The sequence below is a fragment of the Bacillus sp. CD3-5 genome (assembly GCF_006349665.1).
Lineage (GTDB): Bacteria > Bacillota > Bacilli > Bacillales > Bacillaceae_G > Bacillus_A > Bacillus_A paranthracis.
In genome coordinates this window covers 46,186-65,714 of record NZ_VEPX01000006.1, presented here as the reverse complement: position 1 = coordinate 65,714, position 19,529 = coordinate 46,186, and the positions used below count along the sequence as shown (strand labels likewise).

20 protein-coding genes, 1 pseudogene and 1 riboswitch are annotated in these 19,529 nt (G+C 36.2%); of the genes and pseudogenes, 17 read left to right on the top strand and 4 right to left on the bottom strand.

Features of this window, described 5'->3' with window-relative positions; all coding sequences use genetic code 11:
* Positions 1-7: 7 nt before the first annotated feature.
* The 14 genes from bfmBAA (at position 8) to FH036_RS13555 (ending at position 11,684) form a co-directional block, all read left to right on the top strand.
* A complete protein-coding gene (gene bfmBAA / locus FH036_RS13625; RefSeq protein ID WP_000852555.1) occupies positions 8-1,009 on the top strand; it encodes a 3-methyl-2-oxobutanoate dehydrogenase subunit alpha in 1,002 nt (333 codons plus the stop codon).
* Positions 1,010-1,022: 13 nt separating this feature from the next.
* Entirely contained in the window at positions 1,023-2,006 is a 984-nt protein-coding gene (gene bfmBAB, locus FH036_RS13620; protein ID WP_000290076.1) for a 3-methyl-2-oxobutanoate dehydrogenase subunit beta, read from the top strand.
* A 15-nt stretch (positions 2,007-2,021) separates the two neighbouring features.
* Positions 2,022-3,341 (top strand): dihydrolipoamide acetyltransferase family protein, encoded by a 1,320-nt coding sequence (locus FH036_RS13615; RefSeq protein WP_044793832.1) that lies wholly within the window; start codon positions 2,022-2,024, stop codon positions 3,339-3,341.
* A 341-nt stretch (positions 3,342-3,682) separates the two neighbouring features.
* Positions 3,683-4,861, top strand: coding sequence for an FtsW/RodA/SpoVE family cell cycle protein (locus FH036_RS13605; RefSeq protein ID WP_000831200.1), 1,179 nt, complete (start codon positions 3,683-3,685; stop codon positions 4,859-4,861).
* Between the two features lie 105 nt (positions 4,862-4,966).
* Positions 4,967-5,671, top strand: coding sequence for a DUF421 domain-containing protein (locus FH036_RS13600; RefSeq protein ID WP_139895879.1), 705 nt, complete (start codon positions 4,967-4,969; stop codon positions 5,669-5,671).
* A 69-nt stretch (positions 5,672-5,740) separates the two neighbouring features.
* Positions 5,741-6,205: an NUDIX hydrolase gene (locus FH036_RS13595; protein WP_014481752.1), complete on the top strand. Its 465-nt coding sequence runs from the start codon at positions 5,741-5,743 to the stop codon at positions 6,203-6,205.
* 121 nt (positions 6,206-6,326) lie between these two features.
* Positions 6,327-6,734 carry a YjdF family protein gene (locus tag FH036_RS13590; protein ID WP_000366594.1) on the top strand — a complete coding sequence of 136 codons (408 nt, stop codon included), beginning with the start codon at positions 6,327-6,329 and terminating at the stop codon, positions 6,732-6,734.
* Positions 6,735-6,877: 143 nt separating this feature from the next.
* On the top strand, positions 6,878-7,291 hold the full coding sequence (locus FH036_RS13585) for a BrxA/BrxB family bacilliredoxin (protein WP_001998211.1): 414 nt from the start codon (positions 6,878-6,880) through the stop codon (positions 7,289-7,291).
* 250 nt (positions 7,292-7,541) lie between these two features.
* A complete protein-coding gene (locus tag FH036_RS13580) occupies positions 7,542-8,321 on the top strand; it encodes a transporter substrate-binding domain-containing protein (protein WP_000735480.1) in 780 nt (259 codons plus the stop codon).
* A 36-nt stretch (positions 8,322-8,357) separates the two neighbouring features.
* Positions 8,358-9,017 carry an amino acid ABC transporter permease gene (locus tag FH036_RS13575; protein WP_001046919.1) on the top strand — a complete coding sequence of 220 codons (660 nt, stop codon included), beginning with the start codon at positions 8,358-8,360 and terminating at the stop codon, positions 9,015-9,017.
* The gene (locus FH036_RS13570; RefSeq protein WP_044793835.1) at positions 9,010-9,732 is read left to right on the top strand and encodes an amino acid ABC transporter ATP-binding protein; all 723 of its coding nucleotides are present in this window, start codon (positions 9,010-9,012) and stop codon (positions 9,730-9,732) included. The genes FH036_RS13575 and FH036_RS13570 overlap by 8 nt, the downstream gene beginning before the upstream one ends.
* 100 nt (positions 9,733-9,832) lie before the next feature.
* On the top strand, positions 9,833-10,801 hold the full coding sequence (locus FH036_RS13565; protein ID WP_000472677.1) for an aromatic acid exporter family protein: 969 nt from the start codon (positions 9,833-9,835) through the stop codon (positions 10,799-10,801).
* A gap of 16 nt (positions 10,802-10,817) precedes the next feature.
* The gene (locus FH036_RS13560; RefSeq protein WP_001146556.1) at positions 10,818-11,378 is read left to right on the top strand and encodes a L,D-transpeptidase; all 561 of its coding nucleotides are present in this window, start codon (positions 10,818-10,820) and stop codon (positions 11,376-11,378) included.
* A gap of 66 nt (positions 11,379-11,444) precedes the next feature.
* On the top strand, positions 11,445-11,684 hold the full coding sequence (locus FH036_RS13555; RefSeq protein WP_000281163.1) for a DUF3894 domain-containing protein: 240 nt from the start codon (positions 11,445-11,447) through the stop codon (positions 11,682-11,684).
* 73 nt (positions 11,685-11,757) lie between these two features.
* Here FH036_RS13555 and prli42 read toward each other — a convergent pair whose 3' ends face one another.
* Entirely contained in the window at positions 11,758-11,850 is a 93-nt protein-coding gene (prli42, locus tag FH036_RS27125) for a stressosome-associated protein Prli42 (RefSeq protein WP_000549038.1), read from the bottom strand.
* A gap of 190 nt (positions 11,851-12,040) precedes the next feature.
* Between prli42 and FH036_RS13550 the strand changes: the two genes are divergently transcribed.
* Positions 12,041-12,586 carry a GNAT family N-acetyltransferase gene (locus FH036_RS13550; protein ID WP_001993297.1) on the top strand — a complete coding sequence of 182 codons (546 nt, stop codon included), beginning with the start codon at positions 12,041-12,043 and terminating at the stop codon, positions 12,584-12,586.
* Between the two features lie 127 nt (positions 12,587-12,713).
* Positions 12,714-13,832 carry a tripeptidase T gene (locus tag FH036_RS13545; RefSeq protein WP_139895878.1) on the top strand — a complete coding sequence of 373 codons (1,119 nt, stop codon included), beginning with the start codon at positions 12,714-12,716 and terminating at the stop codon, positions 13,830-13,832.
* A 44-nt stretch (positions 13,833-13,876) separates the two neighbouring features.
* Here FH036_RS13545 and FH036_RS13540 read toward each other — a convergent pair whose 3' ends face one another.
* Complete coding sequence (locus FH036_RS13540; RefSeq protein WP_000842873.1) at positions 13,877-14,077, bottom strand: hypothetical protein; 201 nt, start codon at positions 14,075-14,077, stop codon at positions 13,877-13,879.
* A gap of 145 nt (positions 14,078-14,222) precedes the next feature.
* On the opposite strand from FH036_RS13540, the gene FH036_RS13535 reads away from it, so the two are divergent.
* On the top strand, positions 14,223-15,461 hold the full coding sequence (locus FH036_RS13535) for a DNA polymerase IV (RefSeq protein ID WP_139895877.1): 1,239 nt from the start codon (positions 14,223-14,225) through the stop codon (positions 15,459-15,461).
* 41 nt (positions 15,462-15,502) lie between these two features.
* On the opposite strand, the gene FH036_RS13530 is transcribed toward FH036_RS13535, so the two are convergent.
* Both FH036_RS13530 and mgtA read right to left on the bottom strand, forming a co-directional pair.
* On the bottom strand, positions 15,503-16,204 hold the full coding sequence (locus tag FH036_RS13530) for an MgtC/SapB family protein (protein WP_000262358.1): 702 nt from the start codon (positions 16,202-16,204) through the stop codon (positions 15,503-15,505).
* Positions 16,205-16,279: 75 nt separating this feature from the next.
* Positions 16,280-18,984: pseudogene (gene mgtA, locus FH036_RS13525) on the bottom strand (magnesium-translocating P-type ATPase).
* A gap of 330 nt (positions 18,985-19,314) precedes the next feature.
* A riboswitch (M-box (ykoK) riboswitch) is annotated at positions 19,315-19,482 on the bottom strand.
* Between the last annotated feature and the right edge of the window lie 47 nt (positions 19,483-19,529).

Here is a 19,529-nt window from a genome sequence, read left to right as displayed (position 1 = left end):
ATGAAAAATGGCAGAAGTAAAAGAAAAGCGCCATGAAGAGCTTGGCTTAAGTGATGAGCAAGTATTAGAAATGTTCCGTACGATGTTACTTGCACGTAAAATTGACGAACGTATGTGGTTATTAAACCGTGCTGGTAAAATTCCATTCGTAATTTCTTGCCAAGGACAAGAGGCAGCACAAGTTGGAGCAGCATTTGCTCTTGATAGAGAGAAAGATTATGCATTACCATACTACCGTGATATGGGTGTTGTACTAGCGTTTGGTATGACAGCGAAAGAACTGATGCTATCTGGTTTCGCGAAAGCTGGAGATCCAAACTCTGGTGGTCGTCAAATGCCTGGTCACTTCGGTCAAAAGAAAAATCGTATTGTGACAGGTTCATCTCCAGTAACAACGCAAGTACCACATGCAGTTGGTATTGCATTAGCTGGAAAAATGGAAAAGAAAGATTTAGTAACGTTTGTTACATTCGGTGAAGGTTCTTCCAACCAAGGTGATTTCCATGAAGGTGCAAACTTTGCTGGCGTACACAAGTTACCTGTTATTTTTATGTGTGAAAATAATAAATACGCGATCTCTATTCCAGTTGAAAAACAATTAGCATGTAAAAATGTATCAGACCGTGCAATTGGATACGGTATGCCTGGATATACAGTAGACGGAAACGATCCGCTTGCAGTATATAAAGCTGTAAAAGAAGCAGCAGACCGTGGCCGCCGTGGTGAAGGTCCAACTTTAATTGAAACAGTATCATATCGTTTAACAGCACATTCAAGTGACGATGATGATCGTGTTTATCGTGATAAAGAAGAAGTAGAAGAAGCGAAGAAAAATGATTCAATTGTAACATTTGCTGCTTATTTAAAAGAGGTTGGCGTGTTAACTGAGGAATCTGAAAAACAAATGTTAGACGAAATTATGCATATCGTAAACGAAGCAACAGAATATGCAGAAAATGCTCCGTATGCAGCACCTGAAGATGCATTGAAGCACGTATACGCAGAATAGGGGGGAACGTTTCATGGCTGTAATGTCTTATATTGATGCTATTACATTAGCAATGCGCGAGGAAATGGAACGCGATGAGAAAGTATTCGTTTTAGGTGAAGATGTTGGTAAAAAAGGTGGCGTATTTAAAGCGACACACGGATTATATGATCAATTTGGTGAAGATCGTGCGCTAGATACACCACTTGCAGAATCTGCAATCGCTGGGGTCGCAATTGGTGCAGCAATGTATGGAATGCGTCCAATCGCTGAAATGCAGTTTGCGGATTTCATCATGCCAGCAGTAAACCAAATTGTTTCTGAGGCAGCAAAAATTCGTTACCGTTCTAATAATGATTGGACTTGTCCAATTACAGTTCGTGCGCCATTTGGCGGCGGTGTTCACGGTGCATTGTATCATTCGCAATCTGTAGAAGCGATGTTTGCAAACCAACCTGGTTTAAAAATCGTTATCCCTTCTACACCATATGATGCAAAAGGCTTACTAAAAGCTGCAATTCGTGATGAAGATCCAGTATTATTCTTTGAGCATAAACGTGCATATCGCTTAATTAAAGGTGAAGTGCCAGAAGATGATTACGTATTACCAATCGGAAAAGCAGATGTAAAACGTGAAGGTGATGATATTACTGTTATCACATACGGATTATGTGTTCATTTTGCTCTTCAAGCGGCTGAAAAGTTAGCGCAAGATGGCATCTCTGCACACATTCTTGATTTACGTACTGTATATCCATTAGATAAAGAAGCAATCATTGAAGCAGCTTCTAAAACAGGTAAAGTTCTTCTTGTAACAGAAGACAATAAAGAAGGAAGTATTATGAGTGAAGTGGCAGCAATTATTGCTGAAAACTGTCTGTTTGATTTAGATGCACCAATCGCACGTCTTGCAGGTCCAGACGTTCCAGCAATGCCATATGCACCAACAATGGAAAAATTCTTTATGGTAAATCCAGATAAAGTTGAAAAAGCAATGCGCGAGCTTGCGGAATTTTAATCGGGGGGACTATACATGGCTGTAGAAAATATTACAATGCCTCAGCTCGGGGAGAGCGTTACAGAGGGTACAATTAGTAAATGGCTCGTTAATGTTGGCGATCACGTAAATAAATATGATCCGCTTGCAGAAGTAATGACTGATAAAGTAAACGCTGAAGTACCATCTTCTTTCACTGGTATTGTGAAAGAGTTAATCGCTAGTGAAGGTGATACGTTAGCTGTAGGTGAAGTAGTTTGTGTAATTCAAGTAGAAGGTGCAGATGAAGTAGCAGCAACAGCTGTTGAGGAAAAAACAAAAGAAGAACCAAAGGCAGAAGTAGCTACGCCTGAAAAAGCACCGAAAGCAAAACAACCAACTGATGGAAAACCTCGTTTTTCACCAGCTGTGTTAAAACTTGCAGGTGAACATAACGTTGATTTAGATCTAGTAGAAGGTACGGGAGCAAACGGCCGTATCACTCGTAAAGATATTTTAAAGCTAGTGGAATCTGGAAATATTCCGCAAGCAGGTGCGGCGAAGAAAGAGGAAACGGTAGCAGCTGTAGTAGAAGCGCGTCCAGAAGCACCAAAAGCAGCGCCAGTAGCGCAAAAAGTAGAATCTGCGAAACCAGTTTCTGTACCAACAATGCCTGGCGATATCGAAATTCCAGTAACAGGTGTGCGTAAAGCAATCGCAGCGAACATGTTACGTAGTAAACACGAAGCGCCACACGCTTGGATGATGATTGAAGTAGATGTGACAAACCTTGTGTCATACCGTAATTCAATTAAAGGTGATTTCAAAAAGCGTGAAGGCTTTAACTTAACGTTCTTTGCTTTCTTCGTAAAAGCAGTAGCACAAGCGTTAAAAGAATACCCTCAAATTAATTCAATGTGGGCTGGCGATAAAATCGTTCAGAAGAAAGATATTAACCTTTCTATCGCTGTTGCAACAGAGGACGAACTATTTGTACCAGTAATTAAACATGCGGACGAGAAGACAATTAAAGGCATCGCTCGTGAAATTACAGAACTTGCAGGAAAAGTACGTACGAAATCGTTAAAAGCGGACGAAATGCAAGGCGGAACATTTACAATTAATAACACAGGATCATTCGGTTCTGTTCAATCTATGGGTATTATTAATTACCCACAAGCGGCTATTTTACAAGTTGAATCAATTGTAAAACGCCCAGTAATTATGGATAATGGCATGTTTGGTGCTCGTGACATGGTTAACTTATGTTTATCACTTGATCACCGTGTACTAGATGGCTTAATTTGTGGTAAGTTCTTAGGACGTGTAAAAGAAATTTTAGAAAATACGTCAGAACATAATACATCTGTATATTAAATAAAAAGCTCGCTTATGCGAGCTTTTTATTATCTTATTTCTTCATCTACATCCTACTATATGTATAATACCTTTCCCATTAATCTTACAATGAACGATTATGTATTAGGAATTTATGAAAATACATTGCTGATATATGGTATATGGATATAAAATAAGAAAAGAATAATTTTTTTGGCAAATCTTACTGACGAAACTGTAGTATAATATATTGTATTGTATGAAAAAGAGAGTTATTCTATATAAGTGTTTTATAGATAATGTGTAATCAGTCGTCAAAACATGAGGAATGTTGACTCCTGGTTTTTTATTTTGCTGTAACAATGTTTCAGGAGGATGTCATGAAAAGAAGTACCGAGTTTCTAAAAAGTTTAGATGTAAAATTAATTTTAATTTTGTTAGCATTATGTGTTACAAGTATAGCTGCTATATATAGCAGTCAGCAAACTGGCCAATATGGAGAGGCAAACTTTGCGATGAAACAAGGTTTGAACTACATAATTGGGGTTGTATTGTTATTGCTTGTTGCAAGCATCGACTTAGATCAATTACAAAAATTGTCTTGGCCACTTTATATCGTTGGATTTGCTTCACTTATTCTTTTGAAAATACTACCGGTTTCCAATTTCACACCTGAAAAATTAGGTGCAAAAAGATGGTTTGTATTTCCACTAGTTGGACAAATTCAGCCATCTGAGTTTTTCAAAATTTCATTGCTTCTCGTAGTAGCAAGTATAGCAGTGAAACATAATGCGCAGTATATGGCAAGGACATTTCAAACGGACTTAAAATTAGTAGGTAAAATTATGCTAGTATCCCTCCCGCCTATGGCTGTTGTATATAGCCAACCGGATACGGGGATGGTGTTCTTATACGCTGCTGCCATTGCATGTATTTTGTTTATGTCAGGTATTCAGAAGAAATTGATAGCGTTATGTACAGTTATTCCAGTCACCATACTATCCACGTTAATATTTATTTACGTAAGGTATGAGGATTTCTTCTTTAATAAGTTAGTTACGCTACTAAAACCGCACCAACAATCACGTATTTTAGGTTGGTTAGATCCATTTGAACATACAGATCAAGGTTATCAAACACAGCAATCAATTTTAGCTGTAGGTAGTGGCGGTATGGAAGGGAAAGGGTTTGGCGAAGGGAATGTTTATATCCCTGAGAAGCATACAGACTTTATTTTCGCTACAATTGCCGAAGAAGGTGGATTTATCGTAGCAGCGTTAGTTGTATTCTTGTTCCTATTACTACTATATAGAACAATTATTATCGGTTATTCTGCTGATAATTTATTCGGTACATTATTATGTGCTGGATCGATTGGGATATTAACGGTTCAAATATTCCAAAATATCGGTATGATTGTTGGATTAATGCCTGTAAAAGGGATTGCATTACCTTTCTTATCGTATGGGGGAAGTTCCTTGTTCTCGAATATGATTATGATGGGTCTCATATTATCGGTACGAAAAACGTATAAAAAGTATATGTTTTCCGTTAAGTAAAAAAAGCTGGTTCGTTTTTAAACGAACCAGCTTTTTTACATATATACTCATAAACGTTGCAAACTAAAACAGACTCGCAGTTTGGGATGTAAGGAGTGCAAAGTGATGCATATGCATATTTTTGAAGGAGCACGGCATCTTTCTAATAGTGAATGGGTTATTCGGGCTATTATAGCATACATATTTTTAATATTAGTTGCGAAAGCAATGGGGCAAAGGTCCATCGCACAACTTCGCTTTTTAGATGTTGTATTGGTGTTATTGCTTGGCGGGAATATTTCTAACGCATTGTCTGATGAAAAAGTAGGATTAATGGGCTCGATGATTACAACGTTTATACTCGTTGTACTTCATATTATAAGTTCAGTTTTAATGTTGAAATGGGATAGATGGAGACGCTTTTTAGAGCCAGCACCTATCATTCTTATACACAATGGCTCCATTAATTTTAGCAATTTGAAAAAAGCGAGAATTACGGTGGAATATTTATTTTCAGAACTTCGTATGCGAAATGTGAGCGATATTCAAACGATCAAATTAGCATTATGGGAAGCGAACGGTGTCGTTTCTATATTTCGGTATCCAGAATATGAGGCAGTTTCCCGACTTGATCTAAAAGTGGCAGGAAAAAAATCTCCAGTTTCTTTTATATTAGTAAAGAATGGGAGCATTCAGCAAGATGTTCTTGCTTTATTAGGGAAAACAGAAGAATGGGCGAGAGAATTTCTAGAGAAAAACGCAGAAGTTGAATCCATTTTGTTAGCTACAGTTGATGAAACACATAAAATAAATATTTTGTTAAAAAAATGAAAAATATACGCATTTTGTCGTTTCATACATATGATACAATAGTGTGGACAACGAAAAAGGAGGGATACGATGGGATATGTAGAAGAATTACGGAAAATAGTTGGTCATCGCCCTTTAATTTTAGTTGGTGCTGTTGTACTCGTTATAAATGAAAATAGATATGTATTATTACAACAAAGAACAGAGCCTTACGGAAAATGGGGGCTGCCTGGCGGATTAATGGAGCTTAGTGAATCACCAGAAGAAACTGCTTTTCGTGAAGTATACGAAGAAACAGGAATAAAGGTGAAGAACCTACGATTAATCAATGTGTTTTCTGGAGCGAACTATTTTACAAAATTAGCAAACGGTGATGAATTTCAATCTGTAACGACCGCTTATTATACGGACGAATACGATGGAGATTTTGTTATGAACAAAGAAGAAGCGGTTCAGCTTAAATTCTTCCCTCTAACAGAACTACCTGACTATATTGTTGGGTCGCATAAAAAAATGATTAGTGAATATATGAAGATTATGGAAAAAAAGATATAATAATAGTGAAAGAAATACAAAAACATAGTTCTGGTTGGTAGTCCAGACGCATGATTTCATGTCAGTAACCTTCCCCTCCGGGATGTCCCGTATTTCTAATTTTTTTTAGGGGGGGCTGTCAATGGATTTGACAGTATATCACGATGGCCAATTTTTTGTTGGAATCATTACATGTAAAGAAAAAGGGAAGTTGTATGGAGCGAGGTATATTTTTGGAACGGAACCTTCAGACGAAGAAGTGCTTATATTTGTGAACGGTTCAATGTTAGCGTATTTTCAGCACTTTGCAAAATGTGGCGTGGAAGTGAAAGAAAAACAGCGTCCCAAAAATATAAAGCGGATCATACGACAAGCAGCAAAAGAAGTAAATGTAAACCGCTTTACTAAGGCGCAAGAGGCAATTAGCTTATCTTATGAACTGCATAAACAAGAAAAGAAAGTGCAATCTAAGGAGAAGCGAGAGGCTGAAAAACAAAGAAGACGTTTAATCAAAGTACAAAAAGCAAAGCAAAAACATCGTGGTCATTAAGAAAAGGTGTTAGAGCAAGAGCTCTAACACCTTTTCTATGCTGAAATACAAGTAAACTTACTTGTATTTCATAAACATTAACTGGTAAGATACAAATAGGTAGTTTTAGAGGAGGGAAAAGATTGATTAATTTTAACTTTTTTATGAATGATGTTGTCCGCCAAGCGCGTGAAGAGATTGTCTCTGCTGGATATACAGAATTGACGACGCCAGAAGCAGTAGACGAAGCGTTTAAAAGAAATGGAACAACACTTGTAATGGTAAACTCTGTATGTGGTTGTGCAGGCGGTATTGCTCGTCCTGCTGCTGCGCATTCCGTACATTATGATAAACGACCTAACCATCTTGTAACGGTGTTTGCAGGTCAAGATAAAGAAGCGACAGCAAGAGCTCGTGAATATTTCGAAGGGTACCCACCATCTTCTCCATCATTTGCTTTATTAAAAGATGGAAAAATTGTAACAATGGTAGAACGTCATGAAATTGAAGGTCATGAACCGATGCAAGTTATTGCAAAACTACAATCTTATTTCGAAGAGAATTGCGAAGAACTATAAAAATAAGCAAAAAGGCGGTACGTCCACACTCAAGTGGATGTGCCGCCTTTTTTATTTAGTATTAAAACTTATGGGATATGCATAGTTATGTTTTTTATACAGTATTTTATACATGCAAAATGGTATTTGTACTGATAATTTATTTATTTTTATTTTATATATTGCATAAAAATGAAAGTGCTGATACAATACAAACATCGAATAAATATTCTATTAAACTTTTAAATATACATTATTAGGGGGAAGAAAGATGAAGAAGTTATTATCAATATCATTTGCACTTATTTTAATTGTAAGTATGTTCAGTGCTTGTAGTAATGGGGAAGAAAAGGTTACTGGGAAAAATAAGAAAGTACTGGTTATGGGGACTTCAGCAGATTATAAACCATATGAATACGTAGAAGCTTCAAAAAGTGATGAAATTATTGGCTTTGATGTTGATGTTGCTAAATATATCGGAAAAGAACTTGGTTATGAAGTGAAAGTGAAAGATATGGATTTTGGTGGTTTATTAGCATCTCTTAGCTCAGGAAAAGTTGATTTCGTAATGGCAGGTATGACGCCAACTGCAGAGCGTAAAAATAATGTTGATTTCACAGATATTTATTTTGTTGCGAAAAACATGGTTGTTTCTAAAAAGGACTCTAACATTAAATCTGTAGAGGATTTAAAAGGGAAAAAAGTAGGGGTACAAACAGGATCTATTCAAGAAGAGAAAGCTGCAGAATTTAAAAAACAAGTAGATTTCAAAGTTGAGGGACGTGACCGTATACCAGAAATCGTACAAGAAATTAAAGCTGGTCGTTTTGACGCTGCAATTATAGAAGACACAGTTGCTAAAAATTATTTAGAGAAAATGAAAGATTTACAAGGAATTGAAATTAAAGAAGCGCCAGAAGAAGTTGGAGCAGCAATTGCCCTTCCGAAAAATAGTGATAAAACAGCTGAATTTAATAAAGTAATTAAAAAAATGCAAGAAAATGGAGAAATGGATAAATTAGTGAAGAAATGGTTTGGCAGCGAAAAATAAGCTGCCTTTCACTTTTCTGTGAGGGGAATGAAAAGAATGAACTTAGATTTTTCGGCGATTACGCCTTCGATACCGTATATATTAAAAGGCTTAGAAGTTACTTTGAAAATTGTAGCAGTATCAGCTTTAGCAGGGTTTATTTTAGGAACGCTATTAGCACTTTGCAAAATTGCTAGAATACGAGCATTAAATATAGCGGCAGATCTTTATACATCAATTTTCCGTGGTACACCACTTGTATTGCAATTAATGATTATTTATTTCGGTGTCCCGCAAATAATTGGTTATGAAATACCAGCATTCGTAGCAGCTGTACTTGCATTTAGCTTAAATTCAGGTGCATATATGTCAGAAGTAATCCGTGCTGGCATTCAAGCGGTTGATAAAGGACAAACAGAAGCGGCGATGGCTTTAGGAATTCCATACGGAAAAATGATGCGAAATATCATTTTTCCTCAAGCTTTAAAAAATATATTACCGGCACTTGTAAACGAGTTTGCGACACTTACGAAAGAATCGGCTGTAGTAACAGTAATAGGCGCAACGGATTTAATGCGCCGTGCTTACATCGTAGGCGGGGAGACATTTAAATATCTTGAACCATTACTTTTTGTTGGACTCATTTATTATATGCTAGTCATTATTCTTACATTAGTCGGGAAGGCAATTGAAGGGAGAATGAAGAAAAGTGATTAAAATTGAAAACCTTCATAAATCATTTGGAAAAAACGAAGTATTAAAAGGAATTACAACAACGATTGGAAAAGGGGAAGTAGTAGCAATTATTGGACCGTCTGGATCAGGGAAATCAACATTTTTACGTTGTATGAATGTGTTAGAAGCACCGACAAATGGTCACATTTGGATTGGAGCGGAAGAAGTAACGAATCCGAAAACGAATATTATGCACGTCCGTGAAAATGTCGGAATGGTATTTCAGCATTTCCACCTATTTCCTCATATGACTGTATTAGAAAATATTACGTATGCTCCTATCAATGTAAAAGGAGTAACGAAACAAGAAGCTGAAAAGAAAGCCGAAAAACTTTTAGAAAAGGTCGGTTTATTAGATAAAAAAGATACGTATCCGAATCGTCTTTCTGGCGGACAAAAGCAACGTGTAGCAATTGCAAGAGCGTTAGCAATGGAACCAGAAGTAATGTTATTTGATGAACCGACATCAGCACTAGATCCAGAGATGGTAAAAGAAGTGTTAGAAGTTATGAAATCATTAGTTACGACAGGAATGACAATGGCAATTGTTACACATGAAATGGGATTTGCAAAAGAAGTAGCAGATCGTGTTCTCTTTTTAGATGGTGGAAAACTTGTAGAAGATAGTGCGCCAGCACAATTTTTTGCAGCACCGAAAAGTGAGCGTGCGCAACAATTTTTACAAAAAATATTGTAATATGTAAAGGATACGTGAATAATAAGTAGAAAAGGATGACATTGTGTCATCCTTTTTTTATACTAACTGTAAATACGTTTATACATATAGGAGCAATGCTATGTTCAAAATTGGATACCGTACAGTAAAAACAGCAATAGGGACAGGCGCAGCCGTTTTTATTGCTCAGTTATTAGGATTAGAATTTTATAGTTCAGCGGGTATTTTAGTTATATTATGTGTACAAAATACGAAACGTAAATCACTTCAAGTATCGTTACATCGTTTTTTAGCTTGTGTATTATCAATGGTGTTCGCATTTTGTATTTTTGAAACAATTGGATATACACCACTAGCAATTAGCCTATTATTGCTTACATTTATTCCGACTGCAGTTATGCTTAAAATTCAAGAAGGTATTGTCACGAGTTCAGTTATTGTGATGCATCTATATTCATTGAAACAAATTACATGGCTTATTGTTGGAAATGAAATTGCGATATTAACGATAGGGATTAGCGTGGCTCTCTTAGTGAATATGTATATGCCAAGTAGTGAAAATAAGCTAAAAGAGTATCAAGGTAAAATAGAAAGTAATTTTAAAACGATTTTGTTTGAAATGGTTGTGTATTTACGAAATCGAGAAAGTAGTTGGAGCGGGGCAGAACTTATTGAAACTGAACAGATGCTAAATGAAGCTAGAGATTTATCGTTTAAGAAACTTGAGAATGCATTTATGCGAGAAGATGACTATTACTATCGCTATTTCAATATGCGCATGCAACAATTCGAAATTTTAGAGCGAATGATTCCGTTAGCAGCTTCTTTATCGTGGACATATGAACAAGCTGACATGATTGCGGATGTGGTTGAAAACATTAGTAATGCTATTAGCCCTCAGAGTACCGGGGTTATTTCTTTAAGACAGCTTCAAGAAATGAGAGAATTATTTAGAGAGATGCCATTGCCGGCTACACGTGAAGAATTTGAGATACGTGCGAAACTTGTTCAACTTGTATACGAAATGGAACAATATTTACTCATTAAAAGTCGTTTTAAGGGAAAGGATAATATAAAAGAACTTATATAGAAGGTAGGAATTATTTATGCCGTATCTTCTCTCTTTCCTATTATGTCTTTCTTTATCGCCTATTTGGCCCCTTGGTGATAATCCACGTGCCGGTGATCCTTTTATTATTGTAAATAAAGCGACGAATAAACTAGCTTATATTGACGATGGGAAGATTCAAAAGGTTTTTCCAGTCGCGACAGGAAAAACAAATGAATTAACCCCAGAGGGAACTTTTGATATTGTAATGAAAGCAAAGGATCCGTATTATATTGCAAAAGATATTCCAGGGGGATCACCGAAAAATCCACTTGGATCTAGGTGGATGGGATTTAATGCACGAGGAACTGATGGGAGTAAGTATGGAATACATGGAACAAACCAACCGAGTTCAATTGGAAAGTATATTTCACAAGGGTGTATAAGAATGAAGAAAAATGATGTGGAGTATTTATTTGATCGTATTCCAATTGGAACGAAAGTGTGGATTGTAAAATCGAAAAAGTCATTTCAGCAATTGGCAAAAGAAAAAGGAGCCATTGCATATGAAAAAGCCAACGAAAAAGTTGGTTTTTTCTATTGTAATAAGTTGTCTTGACATGTGTACATAACCATGCGTTAATGAGAGTATAGAAAGATCAAATTAGATAAAGGAGTTGCTCATATGTACTTGAATCCAAAACTTTCGTATATGCAGTTTTTTATGGGATTTCTATTTATTATTACATTCATATTGGCAACTTTTAATATATGTTCTTATCTTGTAGCGATTGTATGTATGGCATTACTTAATCTTACTTTTGTTATTGGGGCATTTCAGCAGAAACAATATACAAGTTTTGTGATAGCACTTGTAATGTCATTTTTCTTTAGTATTGTAGCGATTGTGCTTTACATAAAATAAACCATCTCGATTTCGAGATGGTTTATTTTATTATGTGTAAAAAGTAAAAAAAAGGACGAACAGATCGTCCTTTTTACCAAAACATACTTGCGCCAGCAAGTAATGTTGTTACAAGCATAGAAATTAGCATTACATAAATCATAACTTTTTGAGCTTTTTTATGCATCGTTAAACCTCCTTGCAAATCAGTACAATATCATTGTAACGAGAAATGATATTGTGGACAAGGGGGAGAGAAATGACAAAATTCGAGAAGTGTGTGTAAAGTATAACAGGAAATTTGTATGTACGTAGAGAATATATAAGAATGATAGGGTATAAGTTTTTTGTTATGCAAGCTGAAGAATGGAGATACGATGATGAAAATATATGAAACAAATCGTTTACATTTAAGGGAAATTGATGAGTCGTATGCTGAAAAAGTTCTTCAATATTACGACAGAAATCGTGAATTTTTAAAAGCCTGGGAAGAGTATAGACCGGATGATTTTTTTACGTTAGATTATCAAAAGAAAAAGTTACAAAAGGATAGAAAAGAGATCGCAGAAGGTAAAATCATCAGGCTTTGGATTTTTAAAAAAGGTGATGATACGAAAATAATTGGATGTATTTCATTTAATTTAATTGTTCGTGGAATTTACCAATCTTGTGTACTCGGCTATAAATTAGATAAGGAAGAGTTAAACAAAGGTTATACGACAGAAGCGCTTAGAAAAGCGATTCAAGTTGCTTTTGAGGAATTTCAATTACATCGTATAGAAGCACCGATTATGCCACGAAATTTAGCATCTATACAAGTCGTGACGAAGATAGGTTTTCAGTATGAGGGCGTGTCTAGGAAGATGTTAATGGTTAATGGAGTGTGGGAAGATCATATGCGCTGGGTATTGTTAAATGAGTAATAGAAAACAGATGGTTATCTAGACATATAAACCGTCTGTTTTTTGTCTTGTATTTCGAAACTTTTGCGAAATTCTGTTATAATTAATAGTGTTACATACATAATGGTAGTGCAGGAGGCGCAGTCTTATGATTAATCAAGAACGTTTAGTAAACGAATTTATGGAGTTAGTACAAGTAGATTCTGAAACGAAATTTGAAGCAGAAATTTGCAAAGTATTAACAAAGAAATTTACAGATTTAGGTGTAGAAGTATTTGAAGATGACACAATGGCTGTTACTGGGCATGGTGCAGGTAACTTAATTTGTACATTACCAGCAACAAAAGATGGTGTTGATACAATTTACTTTACTTCTCATATGGATACAGTAGTTCCTGGTAATGGAATTAAGCCTTCTATTAAAGATGGATATATCGTATCAGATGGTACTACGATTTTAGGTGCAGATGATAAAGCAGGATTAGCATCCATGTTCGAAGCAATCCGTGTTTTAAAAGAGAAGAATATCCCTCATGGTACAATTGAATTTATTATTACAGTTGGAGAAGAATCTGGTCTTGTTGGTGCAAAAGCATTAGATCGTGAGCGCATTACTGCGAAATACGGTTATGCATTAGATAGCGATGGAAAAGTTGGTGAAATCGTTGTTGCAGCTCCAACACAAGCGAAAGTGAATGCGATTATTCGCGGGAAAACAGCTCATGCTGGTGTAGCACCAGAAAAAGGTGTATCTGCAATTACTATCGCAGCGAAAGCAATTGCGAAAATGCCACTTGGCCGTATTGATTCTGAAACAACTGCAAATATTGGACGTTTTGAAGGTGGTACACAAACGAATATCGTTTGCGATCACGTACAAATCTTTGCAGAAGCGCGTTCTTTAATCAATGAAAAAATGGAAGCGCAAGTTACGAAAATGAAAGAAGCATTTGAAACAACTGCAAAAGAAATGGGCGGTCATGCAGACGTTGAAGTAAACGTTATGTATCCAGGATTTAAATTTGCTGATGGCGATCACGTTGTAGAAGTTGCAAAACGTGCAGCTGAAAAAATTGGTCGTACACCTTCTCTTCACCAAAGTGGTGGCGGAAGTGATGCAAACGTAATTGCAGGACACGGTATTCCAACAGTTAACTTAGCAGTTGGTTATGAAGAAATTCATACAACAAACGAAAAGATTCCTGTTGAAGAATTAGCAAAAACAGCAGAATTAGTTGTTGCAATTATTGAAGAAGTAGCGAAGTAATGTAATAGAAAAAGCGTGTAAATCACAACTGATTTACACGCTTTTTATTTTGATTCGATTGCTTTTACAAGGCGGATAAGCCAATACAAGAAAATCCATGGCAGTATGTAAGTTGTTACTACATGGACTAGGCGAGGGAGAAAACCAGCTATGTTCATATCAAAAATAGGAAGAAGTAAATAATTGATTGCGACGATTAGTATAATTACGAGAAACGTATAATTGAGTTTATCAGTCGATTTCATAATAATCACCCCTGATTACAAATATATCCACTTTGTTTAAATTATAGCAATCAATATGATAGAAAAGAACAAGTAATAATTATAATTATTGTGCAAAATTTGATATAATAAAAGAACGAACGTTCTGATTAGGGGGGTGAGTACTATGCGAGAAATGTATCCCAAAAAAGGTCGTGTTATTTTACATGTAGATATGAATTGTTTTTTCGCATCTGTTGAAATTGCTCATGACCCATCATTACAGGGGAAGCCGTTAGCAGTTGCTGGAAATGAAAAAGAAAGAAAAGGAATTATCATCACATGTAGTTATGAGGCGAGAGAATATGGAATACGTACAACGATGCCACTTTGGGAAGCGAAAAGGTTATGTCCACAATTAGTTGTAAGGCGTCCTAATTTTACATTATATCGTGAAGCTTCATTTCAAATGTTTCAAATCCTTTCCCGTTTTACGGAAAAAATACAACCAGTATCAATAGATGAGGGATATTTAGATATTACAGATTGTTACGCACTCGGTTCGCCTCTTGAAATAGCAAAGATGATTCAGCAAGCGTTATTAACAGAGTTACAGTTGCCGTGTAGCATCGGAATTGCTCCAAACCTTTTCCTAGCAAAAACAGCTTCTGATATGAAAAAGCCTCTCGGTATTACCGTGCTCCGAAAACGAGATATTCCAAAAATGATTTGGCCGCTTCCGGTTGGAGCGATGCATGGAATTGGAGAAAAAACAGTTGAGAAATTAAAAGATATTCATATACAAACAATTGAACAGTTAGCAAAAGGAAATGAACATATCATTCGCGCTAAAATTGGAAAGCATGGTGTTGATTTACAAAGGCGGGCAAAAGGTATGGATGATAGGCAAGTTGATCCGAGTCAAATGGGTCAACATAAAAGCATTGGTAATTCGATGACTTTTTCAAAGGATATGGATGAAGAGAAAGAATTACTTGATATGTTAGAAAGGCTATCAAAATCAGTGAGTAAAAGATTACAAAAGCGAACTCTTGTCAGTTATAATATTCAAATTATGATTAAATATCATGATAGGCGGACAGTAACGAGGAGTAAGCAATTGAAAAATGCCATTTGGGAAGAACGAGATATTTTTCAAGCAGCCTCTCGTTTATGGAAGCAACATTGGGACGGTGATTCCGTTCGTTTATTAGGTGTTACAGCTACTGAAATAGAGTGGAAGACTGAATCGGTGAAACAATTAGATTTGTTTTCATTTGAAGAAGATGCGAAAGAAGAGCCGCTACTTGCTGTTATTGATCAAATTAATGATAAGTATGGAATGCCGCTTTTACAACGAGGTAGTCAATTATTACGTAAGCAAGAAAAGTCTTTTCAGCAAAAATTAGAAAGTAAGTTTATGTAGAAGGTGTCATGAAGCTGTACATATCATGACACCTTTCATTTTTAACTTGCTTCTAAATCTAATGAAGTTTTCCAACCAGCTGCAGTAACGCCAGATTCTAATAGCATTCTGCTCACTATTTTTTCAATTAAGACTGCTGTATTTGTGCTGCAGTGTAATGTCGCTTGTATACACACTTTTTGATTAGAATCTACGTCCTCACTATACAATTCTTTTAAACCAATGCCTTCAGAACTTACCATATGCATAAGTAAAAAACGAATATGGGCTTCATGTTCTTCTGAACAAGTGAGAGAAAGTAAGTAGTTCGTTTGTTCAGGTGATTCTTCTTTTGATTTCTGATTCATAAAGAGAGCGATTGGGCGAAGTAGTATGTTTGCTAGTAAAACACCAGCTGCACCTAATATAGCTGCAATGAGGAAACCAGCGCCTGTAAGAGTACCAACAGCAGCTGCGCACCATAGGGTAGCCGCAGTATTAAGCCCCCTAATACTAAAACCATCGCGGATAATAACGCCGCCTCCTAAAAAACCAATCCCACTGACGACTTGAGAGGCAATACGTGAAGGGCTAGCATCGTGATCAATCATGACGGATAATAAAACAAATATACAGGCACCAAGTGATACGAGAGCATTTGTCCGTAGCCCAGCCATCCTATGTCTCCATTGTCGTTCCATTCCGATGCAAGCACCTACAATAATTGCAATAAATAATCTTAGTACAATGTCATACCATACCATCATGGTCACCTCCATACATATAAGTCCAAGTTATGTTTTTGAGAATGAGCGGGAAGCACCCGCTCATTCTCATTTTTATAACCAGCTATGAAACTTTTTAATATAAAGATTTTTCAGGAATTGTGTTAAGAAAGCATAGCCTAATAGTATTCCTACTAACCAAGGGAAATAGCTAAGTGGTAATGCTTGTAATCCAACGGCTGCTCCAAGTGGTGAGAATGGAATATAAATTCCGATTATCATAATACAAGCGGTTAATAAAAGAACCGGTACTGATGCGGTACTTTGAATAAATGGAATCTTCTGTGTTCTTATCATGTGAACAATTAAAGTTTGTGTTAGCAATCCAACGACAAACCAACCAGATTGGAATAATGATTGTTCGCTAGCTGTATTTGCACCGAAGACGTTCCACATGACCACATAGGTGATGATATCAAATATGGAACTAATGGGACCGATGCAAATAATGAAGTTCCGTAAATTTGCAGTATCCCATTTTCTTGGTTTTTCTAAAAACTCTTTATCCATTTTGTCCCATGGGATAGACAGTTGTGAAATATCATAAAGTAAGTTTTGAATTAAAAGGTGAATGGCAAGCATCGGCAAGAAAGGAATGAAGGCACTTGCTACTAACACACTAAATACATTTCCGAAGTTAGAGCTCGCTGTCATTTTAATGTATTTCAAAATATTACCGAATGTAGTGCGTCCTTCTAAAATACCTGCTTCTAATATCATTAAACTTTTTTCAAGTAGAATAATATCGGAAGACTCTTTTGCAATATCAGTTGCAGTATCAACACATATGCCAACGTCAGCTTCCCGTAACGCTACGGCGTCGTTAATGCCATCTCCCATATAACCTACAGTGTGTCCGTTTCCTTGTAATACTCGTATAATGCGGGATTTTTGCATTGGATTTAGTTTAGCAAAAACAGTTGTTTCTTCGGCTAGCTTTGCTAATGCTTTATCAGGTAAAGCATCGATTTCGTAACCAAGGATAGGCTCGCCAATATTTAATCCAACTTCTTTACATACCTTTTTTGTCACGATTTCGTTATCACCAGTTAAAATTTTTACTTGTACACCATGTTTTTGTAATGCTTGAATGGCAGTAGCGGCAGATGGTTTCGGCGGATCTAAAAAGCCAATATATCCAGCGAGAATCATATCATTTTCATCTTGTACGGCGTACTCTTTATTATTTGTTGATCTATTTTTTTATAAGCTACAGCAATAACGCGCATACCTTCACTATTCAAAGTTTCACTTAGTTGTTTTACATGTAAGCGCATGTCATCGGTAAGAGAAGCAATTTTGCCATCTATTTCAGTGTAGTTGCAAATAGATAAAATTTCTTCTACAGCCCCTTTACAGACCATTGTATGTTCACCTGAATTGTTTTTTACAATGACGGACATACGCCGACGAGCAAAGTCAAATGGAATTTCATCTAGCTTTTGAAAAACAGATGGATCAAATTTTTGATTTTCTTCTGTATGTTTTATAACGGCTTTATCTATTAAATTTTTCAATCCTGTTTGATAGAAGCTATTTAAATAGGCAAAGTGTAATACACGATTACATGTATTACCATTAGGATCTAAGTGGCGAACAAGTACAACTTTATCTTCTGTTAAAGTTCCTGTTTTATCGGTACAAAGAATGTTCATAGCACCTAAGTTTTGAATAGAATTCAGCTGTTTTACAATTACTTTCTGTTTAGACATGTTAACGGCACCTTTAGCTAAATTAGCAGTCACAATCATTGGTAACATTTCAGGTGTTAGACCAACTGCGATTGCAATAGCGAAGAAGAAAGCTTCTTGCCAATCCCCTTTTGTGAATCCGTTAATGAGAAGAACGATAGGTGCCATAATAAGCATGAATGTAATTAAAAGCCAGCTTACTTTGTTTACACCTTTATCAAAGCTTGTTTCTACGCGCTTACCGATTACTTTATTTGCTAAAGAGCCAAAATACGTATCGGTACTTGTGGAGATGACAACCGCTCTTGCACTACCACTTACAATATTTGTCCCCATGAAGCAAAGATTTTCCATATCGAGTGGATTGTAATTTTTTTTCGTGCTTTTCGGTAATAGATGTTTATTTTCTGTATGGTAGCAGTTTTCGTATTTTTCTACAGGAAGTGCTTCTCCTGTTAAAGAAGATTGGTTCACAAATAAATCTTTAGCCGATAAAATACGCACATCAGCTGGAACAATGTCTCCGGCTGAAAGTGAAATAATATCGCCAGGTACAAGTTCCTCAATTGGAATTTCCGTTGTATCAGTTTGCTTTAAAATTTTTACATTTTTTGTTTCGTGTACAAATCCATCTATTCTAAAGACACTCGCCGTTGTTCGAACCATAGCCTTTAACTGCTCTGCAGCTTTTTGAGAACGAAATTCTTGTAAAAAGCGAATCGTTGCACTTAGCATTACCATTACAGATACGACAATCGTTCCTTGTATGTCATCTGTGAAAAAAGAAAGTGCGCCGAGAGCTAATAAAACAAAAATAAATGGATTTTTAAATGCCAGCAGAAATTGAATGTACCACGGTGATGTTTTATTATGAGCTATTTCATTAAGGCCATATAAAGAAAGTCTACGAGACGCTTCTTCTTTAGAGAGTCCATTTTCTGTTGTTTCTAAAAGTCGTAACGCTTTGTTTGCATCCTGCGTTGCGACTTCCACTAATAATTTGTGATTTGTTTTCATACAATCTTGATCGTATGAATGTTTCGTTTCTTGTTTTTGTAAATTTAACATCGGTAGTTCCTCCTTTTTCATGAAGGAGGAAACAAGCTGTTACTCGACTATTTAAAATTAGGAGGAACAGTTTCTTTCCTACCTACATGATGAAATATTAACGTAAAACATATGGGTATCTGGGCCGAATCATCAATTGCCAACTGTTCCTCACCTCCGTACAATTTAGTAGTTTCTGAATATGCTATGTTTGTTTCATAGTAAGGTGCATATATACGTAAAAAGACCTTTACTCAAAACGAGTAAAGGTCTGAATTCGTAGTTAAAAGAGTCCACGACAAAGACTGTTAGTAAATATAGATTAAAACAGTTTTGTGTATGACAAAATATACGCACCTCTCCCTCGTTGAGTTTTAGCACTGTATAGCATAGGTACTGAAACCAGCTACGTTAAAAAAGGCCTTCATTCCGACCTTTCCTGTTGACCCATTGGCGTCTCTCGACATTTTTGGGCAGCAGCGTTTCTCTATACAGGAGCCTCACCTAACAGAGACCATATTCAATTACACGTTGAATGTTAGCACTGAAATTTTGTAGTGTCAATA

Coding starts and splice junctions, on each gene's coding strand:
- bfmBAA (WP_000852555.1), top strand. CDS start 8: ATGGCAGAAGTAAAAGAAAAGCGCCATGAAGAGCTTGGCTTAAGTGAT.
- bfmBAB (WP_000290076.1), top strand. CDS start 1,023: ATGGCTGTAATGTCTTATATTGATGCTATTACATTAGCAATGCGCGAG.
- FH036_RS13615 (WP_044793832.1), top strand. CDS start 2,022: ATGGCTGTAGAAAATATTACAATGCCTCAGCTCGGGGAGAGCGTTACA.
- FH036_RS13605 (WP_000831200.1), top strand. CDS start 3,683: ATGAAAAGAAGTACCGAGTTTCTAAAAAGTTTAGATGTAAAATTAATT.
- FH036_RS13600 (WP_139895879.1), top strand. CDS start 4,967: ATGCATATGCATATTTTTGAAGGAGCACGGCATCTTTCTAATAGTGAA.
- FH036_RS13595 (WP_014481752.1), top strand. CDS start 5,741: ATGGGATATGTAGAAGAATTACGGAAAATAGTTGGTCATCGCCCTTTA.
- FH036_RS13590 (WP_000366594.1), top strand. CDS start 6,327: ATGGATTTGACAGTATATCACGATGGCCAATTTTTTGTTGGAATCATT.
- FH036_RS13585 (WP_001998211.1), top strand. CDS start 6,878: ATGAATGATGTTGTCCGCCAAGCGCGTGAAGAGATTGTCTCTGCTGGA.
- FH036_RS13580 (WP_000735480.1), top strand. CDS start 7,542: ATGAAGAAGTTATTATCAATATCATTTGCACTTATTTTAATTGTAAGT.
- FH036_RS13575 (WP_001046919.1), top strand. CDS start 8,358: ATGAACTTAGATTTTTCGGCGATTACGCCTTCGATACCGTATATATTA.
- FH036_RS13565 (WP_000472677.1), top strand. CDS start 9,833: ATGTTCAAAATTGGATACCGTACAGTAAAAACAGCAATAGGGACAGGC.
- FH036_RS13560 (WP_001146556.1), top strand. CDS start 10,818: ATGCCGTATCTTCTCTCTTTCCTATTATGTCTTTCTTTATCGCCTATT.
- FH036_RS13555 (WP_000281163.1), top strand. CDS start 11,445: ATGTACTTGAATCCAAAACTTTCGTATATGCAGTTTTTTATGGGATTT.
- prli42 (WP_000549038.1), bottom strand. CDS start 11,850: ATGCATAAAAAAGCTCAAAAAGTTATGATTTATGTAATGCTAATTTCT.
- FH036_RS13550 (WP_001993297.1), top strand. CDS start 12,041: ATGATGAAAATATATGAAACAAATCGTTTACATTTAAGGGAAATTGAT.
- FH036_RS13545 (WP_139895878.1), top strand. CDS start 12,714: ATGATTAATCAAGAACGTTTAGTAAACGAATTTATGGAGTTAGTACAA.
- FH036_RS13540 (WP_000842873.1), bottom strand. CDS start 14,077: ATGAAATCGACTGATAAACTCAATTATACGTTTCTCGTAATTATACTA.
- FH036_RS13535 (WP_139895877.1), top strand. CDS start 14,223: ATGCGAGAAATGTATCCCAAAAAAGGTCGTGTTATTTTACATGTAGAT.
- FH036_RS13530 (WP_000262358.1), bottom strand. CDS start 16,204: ATGGTATGGTATGACATTGTACTAAGATTATTTATTGCAATTATTGTA.